This is a genomic window from Sphingobium sp. LSP13-1-1.1, from assembly GCF_040676415.1.
Lineage (GTDB): Bacteria > Pseudomonadota > Alphaproteobacteria > Sphingomonadales > Sphingomonadaceae > Sphingobium.
In genome coordinates this window covers 386,812-408,548 of record NZ_JBEGHU010000012.1, presented here as the reverse complement: position 1 = coordinate 408,548, position 21,737 = coordinate 386,812, and the positions used below count along the sequence as shown (strand labels likewise).

The 21,737-nt window shown below is 64.1% G+C and carries 16 protein-coding genes and 1 tRNA gene; 10 read left to right on the top strand and 7 right to left on the bottom strand.

What is annotated here, in order from left to right; genetic code table 11:
* Window positions 1-82 precede the first annotated feature (82 nt).
* The 5 genes from MRBLSP13_RS09515 to aguB all read left to right on the top strand — a co-directional run bounded on the left by MRBLSP13_RS09515 (window position 83) and on the right by aguB (window position 5,191).
* On the top strand, window positions 83-1,729 hold the full coding sequence (locus MRBLSP13_RS09515; protein WP_363754152.1) for a M28 family peptidase: 1,647 nt from the start codon (window positions 83-85) through the stop codon (window positions 1,727-1,729).
* 562 nt (window positions 1,730-2,291) lie between these two features.
* Window positions 2,292-2,699: a DoxX family protein gene (locus MRBLSP13_RS09510; RefSeq protein WP_363754150.1), complete on the top strand. Its 408-nt coding sequence runs from the start codon at window positions 2,292-2,294 to the stop codon at window positions 2,697-2,699.
* Between the two features lie 295 nt (window positions 2,700-2,994).
* Window positions 2,995-3,978: an agmatine deiminase family protein gene (locus MRBLSP13_RS09505; protein ID WP_363754148.1), complete on the top strand. Its 984-nt coding sequence runs from the start codon at window positions 2,995-2,997 to the stop codon at window positions 3,976-3,978.
* A complete protein-coding gene (locus MRBLSP13_RS09500; protein WP_363734966.1) occupies window positions 3,979-4,332 on the top strand; it encodes a DUF3147 family protein in 354 nt (117 codons plus the stop codon). It begins immediately after the preceding gene.
* A 10-nt stretch (window positions 4,333-4,342) separates the two neighbouring features.
* Window positions 4,343-5,191: an N-carbamoylputrescine amidase gene (gene aguB, locus MRBLSP13_RS09495; RefSeq protein ID WP_363754146.1), complete on the top strand. Its 849-nt coding sequence runs from the start codon at window positions 4,343-4,345 to the stop codon at window positions 5,189-5,191.
* Between the two features lie 60 nt (window positions 5,192-5,251).
* On the opposite strand, the gene MRBLSP13_RS09490 is transcribed toward aguB, so the two are convergent.
* Window positions 5,252-5,908, bottom strand: coding sequence for a uracil-DNA glycosylase (locus MRBLSP13_RS09490; protein ID WP_363735387.1), 657 nt, complete (start codon window positions 5,906-5,908; stop codon window positions 5,252-5,254).
* A gap of 23 nt (window positions 5,909-5,931) precedes the next feature.
* On the opposite strand from MRBLSP13_RS09490, the gene folK reads away from it, so the two are divergent.
* Together folK and MRBLSP13_RS09480 are read left to right on the top strand one after the other, a co-directional pair.
* Entirely contained in the window at window positions 5,932-6,432 is a 501-nt protein-coding gene (gene folK / locus MRBLSP13_RS09485; protein ID WP_363734968.1) for a 2-amino-4-hydroxy-6-hydroxymethyldihydropteridine diphosphokinase, read from the top strand.
* A 45-nt stretch (window positions 6,433-6,477) separates the two neighbouring features.
* Window positions 6,478-6,553: transfer RNA gene (locus tag MRBLSP13_RS09480), tRNA-Lys, on the top strand.
* 248 nt (window positions 6,554-6,801) lie between these two features.
* Here the strand turns inward: MRBLSP13_RS09480 and glgX are convergent.
* The 6 genes from glgX to MRBLSP13_RS09450 all read right to left on the bottom strand — a co-directional run bounded on the left by glgX (window position 6,802) and on the right by MRBLSP13_RS09450 (window position 17,454).
* Complete coding sequence (gene glgX / locus MRBLSP13_RS09475; RefSeq protein ID WP_363754144.1) at window positions 6,802-8,709, bottom strand: glycogen debranching protein GlgX; 1,908 nt, start codon at window positions 8,707-8,709, stop codon at window positions 6,802-6,804.
* On the bottom strand, window positions 8,706-10,148 hold the full coding sequence (glgA, locus tag MRBLSP13_RS09470; RefSeq protein WP_363754141.1) for a glycogen synthase GlgA: 1,443 nt from the start codon (window positions 10,146-10,148) through the stop codon (window positions 8,706-8,708). The genes glgX and glgA overlap by 4 nt, the downstream gene beginning before the upstream one ends.
* Before the next feature lie 35 nt (window positions 10,149-10,183).
* Window positions 10,184-11,443, bottom strand: a complete 1,260-nt coding sequence (glgC, locus tag MRBLSP13_RS09465) for a glucose-1-phosphate adenylyltransferase (protein ID WP_363734971.1) — start codon at window positions 11,441-11,443, stop codon at window positions 10,184-10,186.
* Between the two features lie 50 nt (window positions 11,444-11,493).
* A complete protein-coding gene (gene glgB, locus MRBLSP13_RS09460) occupies window positions 11,494-13,656 on the bottom strand; it encodes a 1,4-alpha-glucan branching protein GlgB (protein ID WP_363754139.1) in 2,163 nt (720 codons plus the stop codon).
* An 18-nt stretch (window positions 13,657-13,674) separates the two neighbouring features.
* Window positions 13,675-16,161, bottom strand: coding sequence for a glycogen/starch/alpha-glucan phosphorylase (locus MRBLSP13_RS09455; RefSeq protein ID WP_363734973.1), 2,487 nt, complete (start codon window positions 16,159-16,161; stop codon window positions 13,675-13,677).
* An 87-nt stretch (window positions 16,162-16,248) separates the two neighbouring features.
* Window positions 16,249-17,454, bottom strand: coding sequence for a serine hydrolase domain-containing protein (locus MRBLSP13_RS09450; RefSeq protein ID WP_363754137.1), 1,206 nt, complete (start codon window positions 17,452-17,454; stop codon window positions 16,249-16,251).
* Window positions 17,455-17,737: 283 nt separating this feature from the next.
* On the opposite strand from MRBLSP13_RS09450, the gene MRBLSP13_RS09445 reads away from it, so the two are divergent.
* From MRBLSP13_RS09445 to MRBLSP13_RS09435, 3 genes are read left to right on the top strand one after another with little or no spacing between them, the layout of a single operon-like run.
* Window positions 17,738-18,250, top strand: coding sequence for an RNA polymerase sigma factor (locus tag MRBLSP13_RS09445; protein WP_133651998.1), 513 nt, complete (start codon window positions 17,738-17,740; stop codon window positions 18,248-18,250).
* A 55-nt stretch (window positions 18,251-18,305) separates the two neighbouring features.
* A complete protein-coding gene (locus tag MRBLSP13_RS09440; protein WP_363754350.1) occupies window positions 18,306-19,238 on the top strand; it encodes a FecR family protein in 933 nt (310 codons plus the stop codon).
* Entirely contained in the window at window positions 19,222-21,666 is a 2,445-nt protein-coding gene (locus tag MRBLSP13_RS09435) for a TonB-dependent receptor domain-containing protein (RefSeq protein WP_363754135.1), read from the top strand. Before MRBLSP13_RS09440 ends, MRBLSP13_RS09435 begins: the two co-directional genes overlap by 17 nt.
* Window positions 21,667-21,737: the final 71 nt, after the last annotated feature.

Genomic DNA, 21,737 nt, shown 5'->3' with positions numbered 1-21,737 from the left:
AGCTTGTTTGCCCTCCCCGCTTGTTTGATGGCCGGCCAACTGGCATCAACGGCGCATTCGCAGTCTTTTCAAAGGCCTTGCCATGCGCGCGCTTTTCCTCCCTTCTCTCTTCGTCCTTGCCAGTGGGGGCGCGGCGATGGCGGCCTCCTCCGTCGGCGGTCCTTCGATCGAGACGATGAAGGAAGTGGTGAAGGAGATATCCTCCGACGCCTATGAAGGCCGCGCGCCGGGAACGGTGGGGGAGGAGAAGACCCTCGCCTATCTGGTGCAGCGTTTCGAGGCCCTGGGGCTGAAGCCCGGCAACAAGGGAAGCTGGTTCCAGGACGTGCCCCTGGTCGAGATCGACGCGAAGAATGTGTCGCCGCTGCGCTTCACCGGCGGCAAGACGGCGGTTTCGGCCAGCTACGGGCCTGAAATGGTGATCGCCACCTACCGCACCGGCCAGCCGCACATCGATGTGAAGGGCAGCCCGGTCGTCTTCGTCGGCTATGGCATCAATGCGCCGGAAAAGAAGTGGAACGATTATGCCGGCGTCAATGTGAAGGGCAAGACGGTCGTCATCCTGGTGAACGATCCCGATTACCAGACCCCGACGCTGCGCGGCCCGTTCAACGGGCGGGCGATGACCTATTATGGCCGCTGGACCTACAAGTTCGAGGAGGCCGCCCGGCAGGGCGCGGCGGCGGCGATCATCGTGCATGATACCGTGCCCGCCGCCTATGGCTGGAATGTCGTGCAGTCGAGCTGGACCGGCGCCCAGCATGTCGCCGACAGCGCCAATGGCAATGCCAACCAGTCGGCCGCCATTGGATGGATCCAGAAGGACAAGGCCGCGGCGCTGATGGCGAGTGCGGGCCTGAACCTCGACACGCTGATGGCGGCGGCGAGGAAGCGTGGCTTCAGGGCGGTTCCGCTCAGGAATGTGAAGGCCAGCGTCTCATTCGACAATGCCATCCGCAAACATAGCTCGAAAAATGTCGTGGCGCTGCTCCCCGGCAAGGCGCGGCCTGGCGAATATGTCCTCTATGCGGCGCATTGGGATCATCTGGGCCATTGCGAGGCAGCACCCGACGGCGACGACATCTGCAACGGCGCCATCGACAATGCGACCGGGACGGCGGCGCTGGTGGCTCTGGCAGAAGCCAATGTGAAGGCCGGACCGACCGACCGCAGCCAGGTTTTCCTGGCCGTGACGGCCGAGGAATCGGGCCTGCTGGGGTCAGCCTATTATGGCGATCATCCCGTGTTTCCGCTCAGCCGGACGGTCGGCGGGGTCAATATGGACGCGCTCAGCATGGCGGGCCTTGCGAAGAATGTCGTGGTGATCGGCAAGGGCAAGTCACAGCTCGATGCCTATCTCGACCGCGCGCTGGCGGCGCAAAAACGGGTGGCCAGCCTGGAGCCGACGCCGGAAAAGGGCTTTTACTATCGCTCCGACCATTTCAGCTTCGCCAAGCATGGCGTGCCGATGCTCTATTTCGAAGGCGGCCAGGATCTGGTGAAGGGCGGCCCCGCGGCGGGCGCCAGGGCCGCGAAGGATTATGAGGAGCATCATTATCACGGCCCCAAGGATGAATATGATCCCAAATGGGATTGGAGCGGGGTGAAGGCGGACCTGAAGCTCTATTATGATGTGGGGCGTGCGCTGGCGAATACGACCGATTGGCCTAATTGGATGCCGGGCGACGAGTTCCGGGCAATCCGCGACAGGAGCCGAGCGGAGAAATAACGGTTTTCCGCCATTTTTTGCAAAATGTGGCGCCGAAGTTCACACCATATGCGCGCGCGTGCCTGCGCGCGCGTATGCGTGACGAAACAATCTGTCGGACGTTTCAAAGAGCGATGCCGCGATAGTCTGGCCGACACCGAGTAGGACAGGTCGGATTACGCTCCGTTGAAAAAATAGGATGTTTTCTGAACCCGTTGTTGCCGATTGGGCACGCATCATGAGCGGGATGTCATGGTTGATCTTCCCGCGGCTGTCGACCAATCTCTGTCACTTCTCTCAGACAATCCGAACAATGATACCTGTCATTCACTTCGATGGCGGGTCGAATAGTGAATGACGAAATCCAGTGGCGAGCCGACATGGAACTTATGCCCGAGTGGTAGGACAATTTGTCCCTTTTCCCAATTAAGCTCTCGCAGCTATGTCGCCGACGCGCGAAAAATGAGTTGCAGGGTGGTGTCTCCTGCGGCCGGCTTAGCCCGGCTTCTTCCTAGCCTCTGCGCCTAACCCTGCGTCGTCGGGGAAAGGCTCTGCACGACGCTATGAAAGGAGACAGGAACATATGCCCATCGCAATCCACCGCATCCTCACATCCCGCCGGTTCAACTTTCTGGCGCGCACGGTCCTGACATTTGTTTTCTGGAGCGCAGGTCTCGCTGGCATCTTCGATTTTTCCGGGAAAGTCATTGAGATGGAAATGGTCGGTCTTGAACCGGCAGCACTGTTCGCGTTGGCGGTTACAATTGTCCAGATCGGCGGCTCGACGCTCATAATCATAGACCGTTTCGCATGGCTCGGTGCTGGAGCGCTAGGGGTGTTTCTGGCACTCACGATACCTATCGCCCATCCCTTCTGGCAGATGTCCGAGCCGAACCGCACCTTCGAGTTCTACGTTGTTCTTGAGCATATCTCCCTGATCGGCGGACTGATGATTGCAGCAGCACTCAGCGGACGCAAGACGATCTCGTGAGGTGATCAGGATGTAGGCCAGCCATAACGGAGCGTCGATTTTGGCGCTCCGAACGGCCCAAATGGGGCGATTGCTGCCGAACGATTTTTATCGCGCAAGGTCAGCTATCGCCGATCATGTCTCCAAAAGCTGACTGACTGACTGACTGAAAACCACCCATTTCCGCAAACGCTGTCGTGTTCCTTCAACGGGTTCCCTTCCCACCCAAATAGGCCGTTCATCATAATGCCTATGGAATGCGCAACGCGATCCTGTAGAGGGCGCGGAGGACAGCTTGCAATCAGGAGCCAGGCCGATGACTTTCCGTATGCCCGCCGAATGGGCGCCGCACGAGTGGAGCTGGATCGGCTTTCCCACCTCTGCCGAGGAATGGCCCGGCGCGTTCGAGGGTGCGCGGCGGCAGATCGCGGATTTTGCCAGCGCGCTGCATGCCGGCGGCAAGGGCGAGGAGGTGCGGTTGGTCTGCGCCAATGAGGGCGATGCGGAGGCCGCTCGCACCCTGGTGGCGCCTGGGGTTGCCGTTGTCGTGCACAGGCTGGGCGATGTGTGGCTTCGCGATACGGCACCCATCGCGGTGATGCGGGGCCGGGAAAGGGCGCTGGTGGACTTCGGCTTCAACGGCTGGGGCGGCAAATATCGGATGCCGGGCGACGAGGATATAGGCGCGCGGCTGGCGGCGACGACGGGATTGCCCACATCGACCCAGAATTGGGTGTTCGAAGGAGGCGCGGTCGACACCGATGGCACGGGCCTGTTCGTGACGACCGAGCAATGCCTGCTCAACCCCAATCGCAACCCCGAACTGGACCGGGGAAAGATCGAAACCCTGCTGGCGGGATCGCTGGGGCTGTCCGACATGCTGTGGCTGGGCGACGGCCTGCTCAACGACCATACCGACGGGCATGTCGACAATCTGGCCCGCTTCGTGGCGCCGGGGGTGCTCGCCCTGCCCGAAGCGAGCACGGAGGATGATCCCAATGCAGCCGTCTATGCCGATGCGTGGGCGCGGGCCAGGGCGTTCGGGGTCGACATCGCCTCCATCCCCTCCCCCGGCCGGGTGATCGTGGATGGGGAGGCCATTCCGGCGAGCTACATGAATTTCTTTGTCGGCAATGCCGCCGTCATCGTGCCCATTTATGGCCAGCCCAATGACCAGGCGGCTCTCGATGCCCTCAAACCCTTCTTCCCTGATCGGGAGATTGTCGGGTTGCCCAGCGATGCGATCCTGTCGGGCGGCGGCAGCTTCCATTGTTGCAGCCAGCAGATGCCGTCGGCCTGAATGAGCGCGATGCTGGCGCTGCGGGCACTCCTTTCCGGGATCATCATCGCCATCGTGTCGGTGGTGTCGCGGCGGTATCCGGGGCTGGGCGCGCTGATCGCGTCGTTGCCGCTGATTTCGGTGCTGGGGATGATATGGCTGTGGAACGACAAGCCGGACGTGGAGAATATGGCCCGCCATGCGGAGGCCACATTCTATTTCGTCATCCCTTCCCTGCCCATGTTCCTGCTGATCCCCATGTTGCTGCGCCGCGGCGTTTCCTTCGCGCCCGCGCTGATCGCGGGTTGCGCGGTCACGATCCTGCTCTATCTCCTGACCGTCGCCATTGCGGCCCGCATGGGCATTCGTCTTTAGGGTGTTACCGATGACCAAGATTACCGTCGCCGCGCTCCAGCTCGCCTTTTCCGACGATCGGGCGGACAATATCGAAATGGTCACGGGCCATGTGGTCAAGGCGGCCGCGCGCGGCGCGAAGATCGTCCTGCCGCCCGAACTGTTCGAAGGCCACTATTTCTGCAAGGTCGAGGAGGAGGAGCTCTTCGCCAGGGCCCTGCCCCTGGACGAGCATCCCGCCGTGCAGGAAATGCGCAAGGTGGCGAAGGCGGAGGGCGTCTATATCCCCGCCAGCTTCTTCGAGCGCGACGGCCATCATCATTACAATTCGCTCGCCATGATCGACGATGAGGGCGAGATCATGGGCGTTTATCGCAAGAGCCACATTCCCGACGGGCCGGGTTATGAGGAGAAATATTATTTCCGCCCCGGCAATAGCGGGTTCAAGGTGTGGAACACGAAATATGGCGTCGTCGGCGTCGGCATCTGCTGGGACCAATGGTATCCGGAAACAGCGCGGGTGATGGCGTTGATGGGGGCGGAGATGCTCTTCTATCCGACGGCCATCGGGTCCGAACCTTATGACGCCGATCTCGACACCAGCCGCATGTGGCGTCGGGCGATGATCGGCCATGCGGTGAGCAACTGCATGCCCGTGATCGCCGCCAATCGCACTGGCGAGGAGGATGGCCAGAAATTCTACGGCCACAGCTTCATCACCGACGAGTGGGGCGATTTTGCCGCGGAAGCCGACGGCAAGGACAATGGCGCGCTGGTGGCGACGCTGGACCTGGCGCAGGCGCGCCAGCATCGTGCCGGCATGGGCTTCTTCCGCGACCGGCGGCCGGAGCTTTATGCGCGGATCGCGCAGGACATATAGGCTGCGGCGGCTGGGGCGATTTCCTGACCGGCGATCGGTTCCGGCCGAATGGAAGTCGGGCTAGCCCGCCGCCAGTTCCACCGCCCTTTCGAACACCGCCTCGAACATGTCGGCGGTCAGGCGGCCGGTGTTCTGATTATATCGCGAACAGTGGTAGCTATCGATGACGATCCTGCCGCTGGGCATGCGATGCTCCGCCAGATGAGCGAAGCGCGCCTTGGGGAGCTTGCCACCCAGCGCCTTCACCACGGACTGGTGCGCGATCTGGCCCAGGGCGACGAAGACCTGCGCATGGGGCAAGGCCGCGACGGCGGGCTTCAGGAAGGCCCGGCAGTTGCGGACTTCATCCGGCAGCGGCTTGTTCTGCGGCGGCAGGCATTTGACGGCATTGAGAATGATGACGTTGCGCAGCGTCAGGCCGTCATCGGGCCGCGCATCATAAACACCCTCGGCAAGCCCGAATTTGCCCAGCGTGGCGAACAGCAGGTCGCCGGCATCATCCCCGGTAAAAGGGCGCCCCGTCCGGTTGGCGCCCATCTTGCCGGGCGCAAGTCCGACGACCGCGATCCGGCCGAGCGGATCGCCGAAGAGCGGGACCGGCGCATTCCACCAGCCTGGATGATCGACGCGATTCTGCTGCCGGAGAGCGGCCAGTCGCGGACAAAGCGGGCAATCATGCGGCGCTTCACTTTGCGGGATAGGACTTTTCAGCGTCATGGCGACGGGATAGGCGCTGCTCCATGGCCAAGACAAGCGCTCGTCATCTTTACGCCCTCGCTTTGGGATCAAACCGGGCCCTTTCGGCGCGGATGACTCCCGCGCGCCTGCTGGACGAGGCGGTTCGCCGGATCGCGGCGTTGGGCCAGGTTCTCGACGTCGCACCCGTCATGCGGACCCCGCCGATCGGTCCGTCGCGGCGGATCTTCGCCAATGGCGCGCTGCTGGTGGAGAGCCGCCTGCCGCCCGAGGAGATGCTGTCGCAATTGCAGGCGATAGAATGCATGCTTGGCCGGCGGCGGTTCAGACGCTGGGGGCCAAGGCGCCTGGACATCGACATCATTCTCTGGTCCGGCGGTCGCTGGAACAGCCGGTCGCTGCACATACCGCATCCAGACTTTCGCAGCCGCGATTTCGTGCTGGAACCGCTGCACGCCATCGTGCCTGGATGGCGCGACCCTGTATCGCGGCTTTCGATCCGCCATTTGCGCTTCCGCTTGCGAAAAGCGATTTCTGGAGGTTGACCAGCCGCACCGCCGCCTCTAGTGCGTGCGGACCTCAGGACATGAGGGCCCTTAGCTCAGTCGGTAGAGCAACTGACTTTTAATCAGTAGGTCGCTGGTTCGAATCCAGCAGGGCTCACCATCCCGCTGATCTTCGATGTCTCGTCAATCGACGGCGTGGATCAGCAGTGCGGCGAAGCACCAGATCTCGATTGAAACCAGCAGGCCGAACAATATGCCGAACATGGCATGCGGCTTTAGCGCATCGTCCATCTGCCTTCTCCCTTTCTTTCTGCAAGATGAACGACTTAACCACCGATCTGGTTCCAGTAACGGATCAGCGCGGCATTGTCTGGTTCCAGCGCGTAATCGATTTCGGCTTTTGCAGCCTCATGCGCTTTGCGTCGGCAGGCTGTTCGGGCCGCTGGGCTGTCCAGCCAGGATGGGCAGTACGGTTCGCGCAGGAACGTGCACGGTGCCGAAGTCGTGGGGCACATCATCGCCATTGATGAAGACGCTGAAGCCCGAACTGCGGAACCGCATCGCCAGACAGCGGCGGTCAGGTTGCTCCCATTGCGAGACGGTCATCGGCTGGCCCTGCTCGTCCAGCCATTCCACGTCGGCTTCGGACAGCCAGTCGGTACGATGCAAATCCGGCGTCGCTGCGCGCAGGGCGGCAAGGGCGAAGGCATGTGCCTCGATCTCCCGGTCCCGTCCCTGCCAGTCGATCCAGCCGATCGCATTATCCTGCGCATAGGCATTGTTGTTGCCATGCTGCGTCCGCCCGAACTCGTCGCCGGCGGTCAGCATGATCGCGCCGCGCGAGCAGAACAGCGTGCCGAGCAGCGCCATGATATCGCGTCGCCGCGCGGCCCGGACGTCCGGATCGGCGCTCTCCCCCTCGGCCCCGTTGTTCCAGCTGAAATTCTCGCCATGGCCGTCGCGATTCTGTTCGCCATTGGCTTCATTGCGGCGATGTTCATAGGCGGTCACATCCGCCAGCGTGAAGCCGTCATGAGCAGCCAGGAAATTGACGGTGCGCGTTGCCGGAGCGGCGTGGAATATGTCGGACGATCCCGCAAGCCGCGTCGCCAGTGCGCCGATCATGCCGTCATCCCCGCGCCAGAAGCGGCGCAGATCGTCCCGATAGCGATCATTCCATTCCAGCCAGTTCTCCCCGAACCGACCGAGTTGATAACCGCCTGGACCGATGTCCCACGGTTCCGCGACAAGGATGCGGTCGGAGAGGAGCGGATCGCCGCGCATCGCCGCCAGCAAGGGCGCGTCGCTGTCGAAACCCGCAGGCAGCCGCCCGAGAGCGGGAGCAAGGTCGAAACGAAAGCCATCGACGCCCGCCACGGTGACGAAATGACGCAGCGAATCCAGGATCAGCCGCTGCGCGACGGGATGGTTGCAGTCGATGCTGTTCCCCGTGCCCGTATCGTTGATCAGGCGGCCGTCCGGTTCGTGCCGGAAATAGCTGCGCGCATCCAGGCCCCTGAGCGACAGGGTAGGCCCCAGACGGTCGCTTTCCCCGTCATGATTATAGACCATGTCCAGGATAACGCCGATCCCCGCGGCATGCAGCACATCCACCGCGCCGCGCAATTCCGCCATGCCGCCGGGTGCCAGCCGGGGATCGAGCGCGAAATAGCTGACCGGATTATAGCCCCAGGCGTTGCGCAGCCCCAGCGGCCCCAGATGCCGCTCGTCGATCCAGGCGTTGATCGGCATCAGTTCGATGGCGGAAACGTGCAGACGGCGCAGATGCTCGACCACTGCGGGGTGGCCAAGGGCGGCTATGGTGCCGCGCTGCGCCTCCGGAACGTCGGGATGCAGCATGGTGAAGCCGCGGACCTGCACTTCATAGATCAGCCCGCCGGGCCGGAAGATCGGCGGTTCTGGAGCGATCCCGGGCAAGGGCGCGGTCACCACCCCCCTGGGCATCAGGACCGCTGTGTCCCGGCCCTCGTGGCGCGGCGCTGCCAGCATCGGGTCATAGGTGAACGGCCGGTCGATGGCGATGGCATAGGGATCGAGCAACAGCTTGGCCGGATCGAACCACAGACCAGTATCGGGATCATAGGGACCATCGGCACGCAGCCCATAGCGCGCGCCGTCCCCCACGCCGGGCGCATCGACGAACCAGCCCCCCGCATCGTCCCTTGCCATGGGCAGGCGTTGCTCGCGATCCCCGGCGTCGAACAGGCACAGCCAGAGCTGGTGCGCATCGGGCGCATGGACGCGGAAACGGGTTCCATGGCCGTGCAGGTCCGGACCCAGCGCCTCAGCGCTCATGCCCTGGTCTGGATCAGTGCGTGGAACAGCGCCGCGTAGCGCGCCGCGCTGCGGGTCCAGGAAAAGTCGGCGTGCATGCCGGCACGCTGCATCGCCTGCCATGTCGGCCGCTGCGCATGGAGCCGGATGGCGCGCGCAATGGCTCCGTGCAGGGCGAGCGGGTCGGACGGGGGGAAGACGATGCCGGTGGCCACTCCCGCGCCGACGGCAGCTTCATTGGCGTCGATCACCGTGTCGGCCAGGCCGCCGACCCGAGCCACCACCGGCACGCAGCCATAGCGAAGGCCGTAAAGCTGGGTCAGGCCACAGGGTTCGAAGCGGGATGGGATCAATATGGCGTCGCCCCCCGCCTGCATCAGGTGCGACATCGGCTCGTCATAGCCAATCCGCGCGCCCACCCGCCCGCGATGCCGGTCCGCCGCCGCCAGGAACGCGCCCTCCAGCACATGATCGCCCGATCCCAGAAGCGCAAGCTTGCCGCCCAGCCCCACCAGATGGTCGATGGCATCCATGACCATGTCCATCCCCTTTTGCCAGGTAAGGCGGCTGACGATGATGAAGATCGGCGCGTCGTCGCGGTCTAGGCCGAACTGCGCTTCCAGGGCCCGTCGGCTGGCGCTGCGCCCGCCCAGGGCCCGCGCGCTGAACGGCCTGGCGATCAGGGGATCGGCGGCGGGATCCCATATGGCGGTATCCACGCCGTTCAATATGCCGTGCAGCCTGTCGGAGCGCCCGTTGATCAGGCCATCCAGTCCCATGCCATGCACCGGGGAGCGGATTTCGTTGGCATAGGTGGGGCTGACGGTGGTGATCGCGTCGGCCGAGACAAGCCCGGCCTTCAGATAGCCGGTGCCGCCATAATATTCGACGCCGTCGACGCCCCATGCTTCGGGCGGCAGGCCGAGCTGCGGAAAGACGTCCGCGCCGAAGCGCCCCTGGAAGGCCAGATTGTGGATTGTCACCACGCTGGGCACCGCATGGGCCGGCCCGAAGCGCATATAGGCTGCGGTCATCGCCCCCTGCCAGTCATGCGCATGGACGAGGTCGGGTCGCCAGCCCTTCACCCCCTCGGCCGCTATGTCCGCCCCTGCGCGGGACAGGGCGGCGAAGCGTTTCCAATTGTCTGGCCATTCGCCCCCGGCCGAATCGCCATAGGGGCCGCCCTCCCGCGCGAAAAAGTCGGGGGCGTCCAGCACCAGCAGGTCCAGTTCGCCCAGCTTCGCCGCCAGTACCGCCGCCGATGCGCCGAACAGCGCGTCATAGCGGCGCAGCGGCTTTGCCTTGCCGAGGCGCGACAGAACAGCCGGATAGCCGGGCACCAACGTCCTGACCTCCACGCCCTGCGCCGCCAGCGCGCCGGGCAATGCGCCGGCCACATCGGCCAATCCGCCGGTCTTCACCAGCGGATAGACTTCGGATGCGACCGAAAGCACCCGCATGGCCCCTGCCCTGCTTTCCCCTGCCTTGCCCAAGATCAGTCCACCAGCCGTTCGATCATATATTGGGTGATCAGCGTCACGCCGCTGTCCGTTCGTCGGAAACGTTGCGCGTCATGTTCGGGATGCTCTCCGACGATCAGGCCCGGCGGGATGATGACGCCCGAATCCAGCACGCATTTGTGCAGCCGCGCACCCCGGCCGATCACGCAATTGGGCATGACGACGCTTTCCGTCACGGACGAGAAACTGTGCGTCCGCACGCCAGTGAAGAGCAGGCTGTGATGCAGCGAGGATCCCGACACGATGCATCCCCCCGCGATCAGGGACGATGTGGCGGAACCGCGCCGCCCCTCTTCATTATGGACGAATTTCGCCGGCGGCGTGACTTCGGAATAGGTCCAGAGCGGCCAGCTATGGTCATAGAGGTCGAGCGAGGGCACCACATCGGTGAGGTCGATATTCGCCTGCCAATAGGCGTCGATCGTTCCGACGTCGCGCCAATAGGGCACGGGTTCGCTTTCCGCGCGGACGCAACTGTTGGAGAAACGATGCGCCACGGCTTTCCCGTGGCGGACGATATGCGGGATGATGTCGCCCCCGAAATCGCGCTTGCTGTCCGGATCGTCCGCGTCGCGTCGCAGTTCCTCGATCAGCAGGGCGGTACGGAAGACATAGATGCCCATGGACGCCAGCGCCATGCCGGGACTGCCGGGAATATGCGGCGGGTTCTTCGGCTTTTCCACAAAGGCGGTGATCACGTCCTGCTCGTCCACATGCATGACGCCGAAGCCGCTGGCTTCCTTCACCGGCACCTCCATGCAACCGACAGTGACGTCCGCGCCGCTGTCGACATGCTGCTGGAGCATCAGTTCATAATCCATCTTGTACACATGGTCGCCCGCCAGGATGACCATATATTCCGGCGCATAGCTTTCGATGATGTCGATATTCTGGAAGACCGCGTCGGCCGTGCCTTCATACCATTGGCTTTCCGACACGCGCTGGCTGGCGGGCAGGATGTCGAAGCTTTCATTGCGTTCCGTGCGAAAGAAGTTCCAGCCGCGCTGGAGATGCCGGATCAGCGAATGCGCCTTGTACTGCGTCGCGACGCCGATGCGCCTGATGCCGCTGTTGAGCGCATTGGACAGGGCGAAATCGATGATCCTGGCCTTGCCGCCGAAATGCACTGCGGGCTTTGCGCGCCGGTCGGTCAGTTCGGCAAGACGACTGCCCCTGCCCCCGGCCAGTACATATGCCATGGCGTCACGGGCGATCGGCTGGTTCCTTGGTTGCATCGCCCTCTTCTCCTTCATGCTCGCGAGCGTTGATATTCCGCCCGTTCGTTTCAATATTCCAGTTCCAGCATCAACGTTGCAAGCGGTGGAATGGTGACATTGGCCCACCCCTCTTCATCAGCGACGACAATTCCCATATTTCCCGCGCCGCTGCCCCCATAGTCGACGGCGTCGCTGTTGACGATTTCCCGCCAGCGGCCGCCGGAGGGAAGGCGCATCCTGTATCCGTGGCGCAATGTGGGCGTGAAGTGGCTGATGACGACGATGGGCGCCACGCCGGGCGCGCGTCGCACCCAGGCGAAGACCGAGTCCGCCGCCGCATCGACCAGGACCCAGTCGAACCCCTCCGGCTCGCAATCGCGGGCATGCAGCGCAGGACGGGAGCGGTAGAGGCGGTTGAGGTCGCTCAGCAGCAACTGCACGCCCCGATGCGGCGCGTGATCGAGCAAATGCCAGTCCAGCGCCCGCGCCTCGCTCCATTCATCGCGCTGGGCGAATTCCTGCCCCATGAACAGCAGCTTCTTGCCCGGATAGCCCCACATCATCGTGTAATAGGCGCGCAGGGTCGCGAATTTCTGCCAGTCGTCCCCCGGCATCTTGTGCAGCAGGGAAGCCTTGCCATGCACCACCTCGTCATGGCTCAGCGCCAGCACGAAATTCTCCGTAAAGGCGTAGAGCAGGCCGAAGGTGATGTCGTCATGGTGATGGGCGCGGTGCACCGGATCACGCGCCAGATAGCGCAGCGTGTCGTGCATGAAGCCCATATTCCATTTGAAGCCGAAGCCCAGGCCCCCTTCATGGACGGGATGCGACACCTTGGGCCAGCTCGTCGATTCCTCGGCGATGGTCATGACACCGCCATGGGTGCCGTAGAGCGCCTTGTTCATCTGCCGCAGGAAATCGACCGCCTCCACATTCTCCCGTCCGCCCTGGCTGTTGGGGATCCATTCCCCTTCCTTGCGGGAATAGTCGAGATAGAGCATCGAGGCGACGGCATCGACCCGCAGCCCGTCGACATGGTAGCGCTCCGCCCAGAAGAGGGCGTTGTTGACCAGATATTGCGCCACCTCCCGCCGGCCGAAATTGTAGATCGCCGTGTTCCAGTCGGGATGGAATCCCTTGCGCGGATCGGCATGTTCATAAAGGGCGGTGCCGTCGAAACGGGCCAGCCCATGGGCGTCGGTGGGGAAATGGGCGGGCACCCAGTCGAGGATGACGCCCACGCCCGCACGATGCGCGCCATCGACGAAACGGGCAAAGCCCTCCGGATCGCCAAAGCGCGCGGTCGGCGCGTATAGCCCGGTGGTCTGGTATCCCCAGCTCGGATCATAGGGAAATTCGCTGATCGGCAGGAATTCGATATGGGTAAAGCCCATGCCGACCACATAGGGGATCAACCGTTGGGCAAGGGCATCCCAGCAAAGGAAATTGCCGTCATCGTCGCGCTGCCAGGAACCGGCGTGCACCTCATAGACGGAAACGGGCTCGCGACGCGGATCGGCCTTTTGCCAATAGTCGCGGTGGCGTTCGTCGCCCCAGTCATGGTCCGGGGCGGCCGCCACGACGGAAGCGGTGGCGGGCCGCAATTCGGAGCGGAAGGCGAAGGGGTCGGCCTTCAGCGGCAGGACATTGCCCTCGGGCCCGACAATCTCATATTTATAGGCGCTGCCGACGCCCAGTTCAGGCAGGAAGATTTCCCATATGCCCGCATCCTGGCGACGCCGCATCGGCGCCCGGCGTCCGTCCCAGCGGTTGAAGTCGCCCACCACCGACACACGCTGCGCATTGGGCGCCCAGACCGCGAAATGCGTGCCCTCCACCCCTTCATGGGTCATGATATGGGCGCCCATCTTGTCGAACAGCCGCGCATGAGACCCTTCGGCAAAATAATAATCGTCCATCGGCCCCAGTACCGGGCCAAAGCTGTAGGGATCGATCAGCGCATGTTCGCCGCCATCGGCATAGGTCGCCCTGTAACGCAGCGGCTGGCGCTTGCGGATGGCGATCCTGCCGAAGAACAGCCCCTCCGGATGGAACCGGTCCAACATGCCGACCGCCTTGCCGTCCAGTCTGCAGGCCTCGACCCGCACCGCGTCCGGCAGGAAGACGCAGGCGGTGAAACCCTTTGCCGCCGGATGGACGCCAAGCGTGGCGAAGGGATCATCCTCCCGCCCCTCCAGCAGGCGGGCGATCTGTTCCGGGTTCGGGCCCACGCTAGATCCGGCCTCGCTTCAAACCGGCACCTTCCAGATGTCCGTCGCATATTCCCTGATCGTACGGTCCGACGAGAACCAGCCCATGCGGGCGACATTGTGGATCGCCCTGCGCGCCCATAGCGCCTGGTCCTGCCATATTCCGTCCACCCGGCGCTGCGCGGCGGAATAGCTGTCGAAGTCGGCCGCGACCATGAACCAGTCATGATCATGGATGCCCTGCACCAGATCCTTGTACCGTCCCGGATCGTCGGGGGAAAAGACGCCGCTCGCGATCGCATCCAGCGCCTGGCCCAGTTCGCGGCTCTGGCCGATCACCTCGCGCGGGTCGTAGCCCTGGGCGCGCCGTTCGTTCACCTGCGCGGCGGTGAGGCCGAAGATCACGATATTCTCCTCCCCCACATGGTCGCGCATTTCGACATTGGCGCCGTCCAGCGTGCCGATGGTGAGCGCGCCGTTGACGGCGAACTTCATGTTGCCGGTGCCCGACGCCTCCATGCCCGCAGTCGAAATCTGTTCGGACAGGTCCGCCGCCGGAATCATCATTTCCGCCAGCGACACATTGTAGTTGGGTACGAACTGCACCTTCAGCAGGCCATTCACCGCCGGGTCGTGATTGACCGCCCGCGCGACATCGCCCGCCAGTTTGATGATCAGCTTGGCATTGTGATAGCTGGGCGCCGCCTTGCCGCCGAACAGCTTGACGCGCGGCACCCAATGCCGCTCCGGGTGCGACCGTATCTGGTCGTAGAGCGACACCGCCTCGATGATGTTGAGCAACTGCCGCTTATATTCATGGATGCGCTTGATCTGGATGTCGAACATGGCCGAAGGATCGATCCGGGCATTGACCCGCTGGCGCAGCAGATCGGCCAGCGCCACCTTGTTGGCGCGCTTGACGCCCAGGAATTTCTCCTGGAACGCGCTGTCGTCGGCGAAGCGGTCCAGCTCGCGCAGCGCTTCGGGATCGTCCATGAAGCGGTCCCCGATCGCTTCCCTGATCAGTTCGAACAGCCCGTGATTGCACTGCATCAGCCAGCGGCGGAAGGTGACGCCATTGGTCTTGTTGTTGATCCGCGTCGGGTAGAGCCGGTGGAAATCGGCAAAAACCGTTTCCTTCATCAATTCGGTATGCAGCGCCGACACGCCGTTGACGCTGTGCGATCCGGCAAAGGCCAGATTGCCCATGCGCACCCGCCGCTCTCCCCCCTCATCGATCAGGGAGATGGTGCCGATGGCCCGGTCGTCGAACTGGCCCGCGCCATCTTCGGCCTTCAGGCGTCGCGCCTCCCCCAGCAGCCGGCTGTTCACTGCATAGACGATCTGCATGTGCCGGGGCAGCAGCCGTTCGAACAGCGGTACCGGCCAGCTTTCCAGCGCTTCGGGCAGCAGCGTGTGATTGGTGTAGCTGAACGTCCGGCGGGTGATGTCCCACGCCTCGTCGAAGTCGAGGCCGTAATCGTCGAGGAGGAGCCGCATCAGTTCCGCGACGGCAACCGCCGGATGGGTGTCGTTCAGCTGGATCGCCGCCTTGTCCGGCAGGGTGCGTATATCGCCGAAATATTGGATATGCCGCCGGACGATGTCCTGCAGGGATGCGGAAGAGAAGAAATATTCCTGCCGCAGCCGCAATTCCTGACCCGCCGGGGAACTGTCGGCCGGGTAGAGCACGCGCGTGAGCGCCTCCGCCCGATTGCTTTCCGTCAGCGCGCCCAGATGGTCGCCAGCGTTGAAACGGTCGAGCAGGATCGGATCGATCGGCTGGGCTTCCCACAGGCGAAGCGTGTTGACCCGCTTGCCCCGCCAGCCCGCGATCGGCGTGTCATAGGGCGTGGCGATGACCCGCTCGGCCGGGCGCCAGCGCATCTGGTGGGGACCGGCATCCTCATTTTCCGACGGATCGACCCGGCCGCCAAAGCCGATCTCATAGCTCGCCTCGCGCCGTTCAAATTCCCAGGGATTGCCATGGGTCAGCCAGGTTTCAGGCAGTTCCACCTGCCAGCCGTCCGAAATTTCCTGCCGGAACATGCCGTTCACATAGCGTATGCCATAGCCATAGGCGGGCACATCCACTGTCGCCATGCTCTCCATGAAGCAGGCCGCAAGTCGGCCAAGGCCGCCATTGCCCAGGGCGGCGTCGGGTTCCAGCGCGGCGATAATGTCGATGTCGACGCCCAGCGACGCCAAGGCCGCCTGCATGTCGTCCAGCATTTCCATGTTGGACGCCGCGTCGCGCATCAGCCGTCCGATCAGGAATTCCAGGCTCAGATAATAGACCCGCCGTCCCTGCTCCTGATAGGTTTTCTCCGTAGAGGCGATCCAGGCGTCGATTACCCGGTCGCGAATGGCGAGGATCACCGCATGCAGCCAGTCATGCGGCTTGGCTGCCGTCGCGTTCTTGCCGATCCGGTAGGTGAGCCGCTCGACGATCTCATGGGCAAGGACCTGTGGGTCGACCTGCCGCGGAGCGGGCTTGGGAAGGGTGGTTTGGCCTTTCAGGTTCATAAATGTGCCCCTTTCGCCTTTGAGTCCAGGCGCGATGATGGCACGCCGTCCCGAGGCGCGCCACCAGCAAATTTTGCAGCGCAGCAATTAATCGGTGCGGCTTTCGGCGATGGCACGGCGAACACCCTGCCTCAACTCGCGACGGACCGGATGGATGCTCGAGGGAAAATGCTGGGTCATGAATATGGCGATCAGCCGCTCGACCGGATCGATGAAGAAGAAGGTGGAGAACACCCCGCCCCAATAATATTCCTGCGTCCGAAGGTCCGTCGCGAAGCCCAGGCCGAAACCGACGCCCGCATAATCCGCTTCGCTGAACATGGAGGAGGACAGGCCGGCCAGGTCGCCGCCGCCGGGCAGATGATTGGCGTGCATCGTCGCGACCGTTTCCGGTTTCAGCAGCCGCACGCCGTCCAGTTCGCCGCCGCGCAGCAGCATCCGCGCGAAGCGGTGGTAATCAGCCACGGAGGATAGGAGGCCGCCGCCGCCCGAACGCAGCCTGAGCGGCCGGCGCCACCCGCTGCGCGCGCCCCGGTCGTAAAGCGAAAGCGTGCCGTCCGGTGCCCACTGCCACGCGTCCGTCATCCGCTCGACCCGGTCCTCCGGCAGTTCGAAGAATGTGTCGGGCATGCCCAGCGGATCGAAGATGCGCTCACGAAAATAGCGCTCCAGGTCAAGGCCGCTCAGCCGTTCGACCACGATGCCCAGCACATCGGTGGAAACCGAATAATTCCATCGGTCACCGGGCGAAAATTCCAGCGGCAGCGCGGCGAGGGTCGCAATGAAGTCGTCGGAACTGCGCTTCTGCTGGAACTCGTCCAGGCCAAGATCGCGATAGCGCGCGTCAATGGCCGTCTGCCGCTGCAATCCATAGGTCAGGCCAGAGGTGTGCCGCAACAGGTCGATCATCAGTATCGGTCGCCGCATCCGCCCGATTCCATCGGCGCCGACGGCGAGGTCGGCAAATTCCGGCAGCACCTTCACCACCGGATCGTCCAGCGCGACCAGCCCCTGTTCCACCAGCATCATGAAGGCGACCGATGTCACCGGCTTGGTCATGGAGGCGATGCGGTAAAGCGCGTCGTCGCCCAGCGGCTCGCCGGTGGCTCGCGCCGCGCCGCTGCGGACGGAGACGATCGGCTGCTCGTCACGCGACACGAGCAACTGCATATGGGGCAGCTTGCCGGGCGCGACATAGCGATCATGGACGAAATCGGCCAGCGCCTGCAATTTTCCGGCATCCATGCCGGCCGCTCGCGCCGCCGCCACGTCCACCTGCCCGATTAGCTGCATCGATCCTCCTGCCGACCTGACCATCCAGGACGGATCGACATTCAGTCCTGGCGGCCTGCAAATGGCGGCTTTCCGTGCTTCCGGTGCTCACCTACTGGAAGCAGGCTGCGCGCCGGGTCACGAAAAACCACCATTTTCGGCTCGTCATCACCTGAATGTCGATCCGTCCTAGAACAGGCATGGCCGCGGGTAAATGGCAAGATCCCATGGACCGCTTGCCCGTTGCAACGCCCTCATCGGCCCTTTATGGCAACCGCCTGATCCCACTGGACGCACGTTCTTCATGGCTACCGGCCTCTCCGCCATCTTCCTGAACAATCGCCCTGCCCTGCTGCGGTTTTTGCGCGCGCGCGGCGCGGGCGATGAGTCCGAGGATCTGTTGCAGGACATGTGGATGAAGCTGGAGGAGAAGGATCTCGGCCCGATCGCCGATCCCCTGCCCTATCTTTACCGCATGGCGAACAACCTGATGCTCGATCGCTATCGGTCCGCCACGCGGCGGGAACGGCGCGAACAGGATTGGGCGGAGGGTGCGGGCGGCGTGATGGCCGATCCGTCGGAGGATATCGCCGTCGATGAAAGGTTGGTCCTGAACGAACGGCTGGAGGAGGCGCGCGCCGTGCTGCGGTCCCTGGGGCCGCGGGTCGAGATGGTGTTCCGTCGCTTCCGTCTGGAGGGCGTGGGACAAAGGCTGATCGCGGAGGAGCTGGGCGTCAGCCTGACCACCGTGGAGAAGGACCTGCAGAAAGCCTATCGCGCGATGATCGCCCTCAAGCAGAAACTGGATACGGAATGAGGATGGCGGTGGCGTCTGGTTCAGATGAGGGGCTGAAATGAACGGGGCTAAGGCCATGATGAACGAGGAGGCGCTCGGATGGGTCATCCGGACGCGCGATCCCGAATTTGCCGATTGGGAAGCCTTCACCGCCTGGCTGGAGGCCGATCCCGCGCATGCGCCTGCCTATGACGCGCTGATGGCGGCGGACGCCGACCTGGTGCGGATCATTCCTGCAGAGCCGGTCGTCATCGCCGCGCCCGCCAATGATGCGGGCACGCGTGGCTGGCGCTGGCCGAGATCGCTGATCGGCGGCGGCGCAGTGGCCGCGGCGCTGGTCGCGACGCTGTCGATCGGCATGTGGAACCACAGCGACATCTACACCGTCACGACCCGGCCCGGCGAAACGCGCACCGTCGCGCTGGATGAAGGCACGCATATCGAACTGAACGGTGGCACCACCATGCGTTTCGATCGCCATGACGCGCGTTTCGCGGCACTCGACAGCGGCGAGGCCGCTTTCACCGTGCGACATGACCCGGCCGACCCCTTCCGCGTCACAGTGGGCAACGCGCTGTTCGAGGATGCAGGCACCGTCTTCAACATCGTCCGGACCGGCACAGCGACGCGCATCGGCGTGTCGGAGGGCGAGGTCATCTACAATCCGAAGGCGGAGGCGATCGCGCTCCCCGCCGGTCGCGCCCTGACCGATGACGAGAACGGCCTGCGCGTCATGGATATCGCGACCGATGCCGTGGCAAGCTGGCGCCAGGGCCGGCTGAGCTATGCCAATGCCCCGGTAACGCAGATCAGCGCCGACATCGCCCGTTCATTGGGCGTCCGGCTTACCGCCACGCCCGGCGCGGGAGCCATGCGCTTCACCGGCACGATCCGCCTGGACCGGGATCCGGCGCGGTTCTTTGGTCAGGCGGCGCCACTGATGGGCCTTAGCGCCGTCAGGGAAGGCGACGGCTGGCTGTTGAAGGAGGGGGATGGCCCGCCACGCTGACGTCCTGATCGTCACCGCCCTCGCCATGATGGCCGCTTCGCCCGCGCGGGCGGCGGATAGACAGCAAATCAGCATCGCCCCCGGACATTTGGGCGAGGCGGCGATAGCGCTCGGCCGTCAGACCGGAGCCAGCATCGGCATGTCCGACCAGTCGCTGGCCGGCATCGCCACGCCGGCCGTGGCAGGCCGCCTCTCGGTCGAAGCTGCGCTGAAGCGGCTGATCAAGGGCAGCGACGCCAGCATCCGGCGGATCGACGCGACCACATGGCGGATCGTGCGGACTGCCACCGCGCGCGAACAGGGCCGCCCCCACATAGCCCGGCCCGTTGCGCAGGCCGCGCCCGAACCTGCCGACATCATCGTCACCGCGTCCAAGCGCGACACCCCGCTGCCCCGCTATGCCGGCATGGTCGATGTGGTGGGCGATGACGCCTTCACCGCCGCCGAGGCGGCCGGGGGCACCGCCAGCCTGATCTTCCGCGTGGCGAGCCTCAGTTCCACCCATGCCGGCGAAGGCCGCAACAAGCTGTTCATCCGCGCCATCGCCGACAGCGGCGTTGCCGGCCCCACGCAGGCGACGTCGGGCCAGTATCTGGGCGACATGCGGCTCAACTATGCGGCGCCCGACCCCGACCTGCGGCTCTATGACATGCAGGGGGTGGAAGTGCTGGAGGGCCCGCAGGGCACGCTCTATGGCGCCGGTTCGCTGGGCGGCATCGTGCGCATGATACCCAATGCACCCGATCTGGTGCGCACCGGCGGGCAGGCTTCCGCCGGCCTCAGCGCCACGCAACATGGCGCGCCCGGCGGGGACCTCTCCGCGACGATCAACCTGCCGATCGTGACGGAGAAGATCGCGCTGCGCGTCGTTGGTTACGGCGTGCAGGATGGCGGCTATATCGACGACGTCCTGCGCAACAGGCATGACGTCAACCGCATCCGCACCTATGGCGGTCGCGCCGCATTGCGTTTCGCGCCGAACGAGGACTGGACCATGGACCTCACCGGCGTTTTCCAGCGTATCAAGGGCGACGATGCCCAATATGCGGAAAAGGATGTCGGCGAACTCGAGCGCGCATCCGCCGTCGCCCAGCCCTATTCGTCCAGCTATGCGCTCGCCAATCTGCGCATCGAAAGGCAGTGGAACGATCTGCGTTTCATCTCGTCCACCGGCTTCGTCCACAACGTCCTGACGGAAAGCTATGACGCGACGCAATATGACCCGTTCGGGGCCGATGCGCCCGCCGCCCTGTTCCGGCAAAGGAACAAGGTCGATATCTTCTCGACCGAAAACCGCATTGTCCGCGATCTGGACAATGGTCTGGGCTGGATATTGGGCGCGTCCTATCTGGAAAGCACGTCGGACATCCATCGTTCGCTGACATCCTACAGCGCGGACATGATGCAGCCGCAGGTCATTCCCGGCGTGCCGATGTACGGGCGCGGCATGCCGGCGACGTCGACCGGCGTGCATAACCGCATCCGCGAGGCGACGCTGTTCGGCGAGGCATCCTTCGAACCCGTGCGCGGCCTGATCGCCACGGTCGGTGGCCGGCTGACCAACAGCCGCCTGACCGGCGAGGCGCTCGATCCCATAGCCCTCCTGTCCCTCGCCGCCATTGCGAGGGCCGAGGCGCAGGCGAACCGGAACGAAACGATCTTCCTCCCCTCCTTCTCGCTGCTGACCGACGCCTGGCGGGGAACCACCATCTACGCCCGTTTCCAGCAGGGATTTCGCCCCGGGGGGCTGGCGGTCGACGACCAGCATATCCAGCGTTTCCGCAACGACCGCGCCTCCACGCTGGAACTGGGCTTTCGCCGGGGCATTCCGGGCGTCGACAGGATCGCGCTGACCGGCAATCTCGCCTATACGAGGTGGAAGGACATCCAGGCCGACGTCACCGATCGCATCGGCATTCCGACCACCGACAATATCGGGGACGGACGCATCTATACGGTGGAGGGGCGCGTCGTCGTCCGCCCCATCCCGCGCCTGACGCTGGACGGCAGCATCATCTTCAACGACAGTCGGCTCAACCGTCCGGCGCAGTTCGTGCGGCTGCTATCTTATGAAGGGCAGTCGCTGAGCCTGCCCAATGTCGCCAATCTGGGCGGGCGCATCGGCGTCGACTACCGCGCGCGCGTGGGAGACGAGATGCAACTCCATCTCAGCGGATCGGCCCGCTATGTCGGCAAGTCGCGCCTGGGCGTCGGACCGATATTGGGACGCGAACAGGGCAATTATGTGGACACGGCGTTCAACGCCGCGCTGACCCGCGGACCCATGCAATGGTCGCTGTCTCTCACCAACCTGTTCGACAGCAGCGGCAACCGCTTCTCGCTGGGCACGCCGTTCGACATCAGCGGCGATTATGTGACGCCCCAGCGTCCCCGGACGATCCGGTTGGGGATGGATTTCGCCTTCTGATCCTGCGTCTCATTATTTTTAGGTGACGGACCGGCCGGTCCGGCGCCGTCTCCCCCGCATGCGCGCTCATC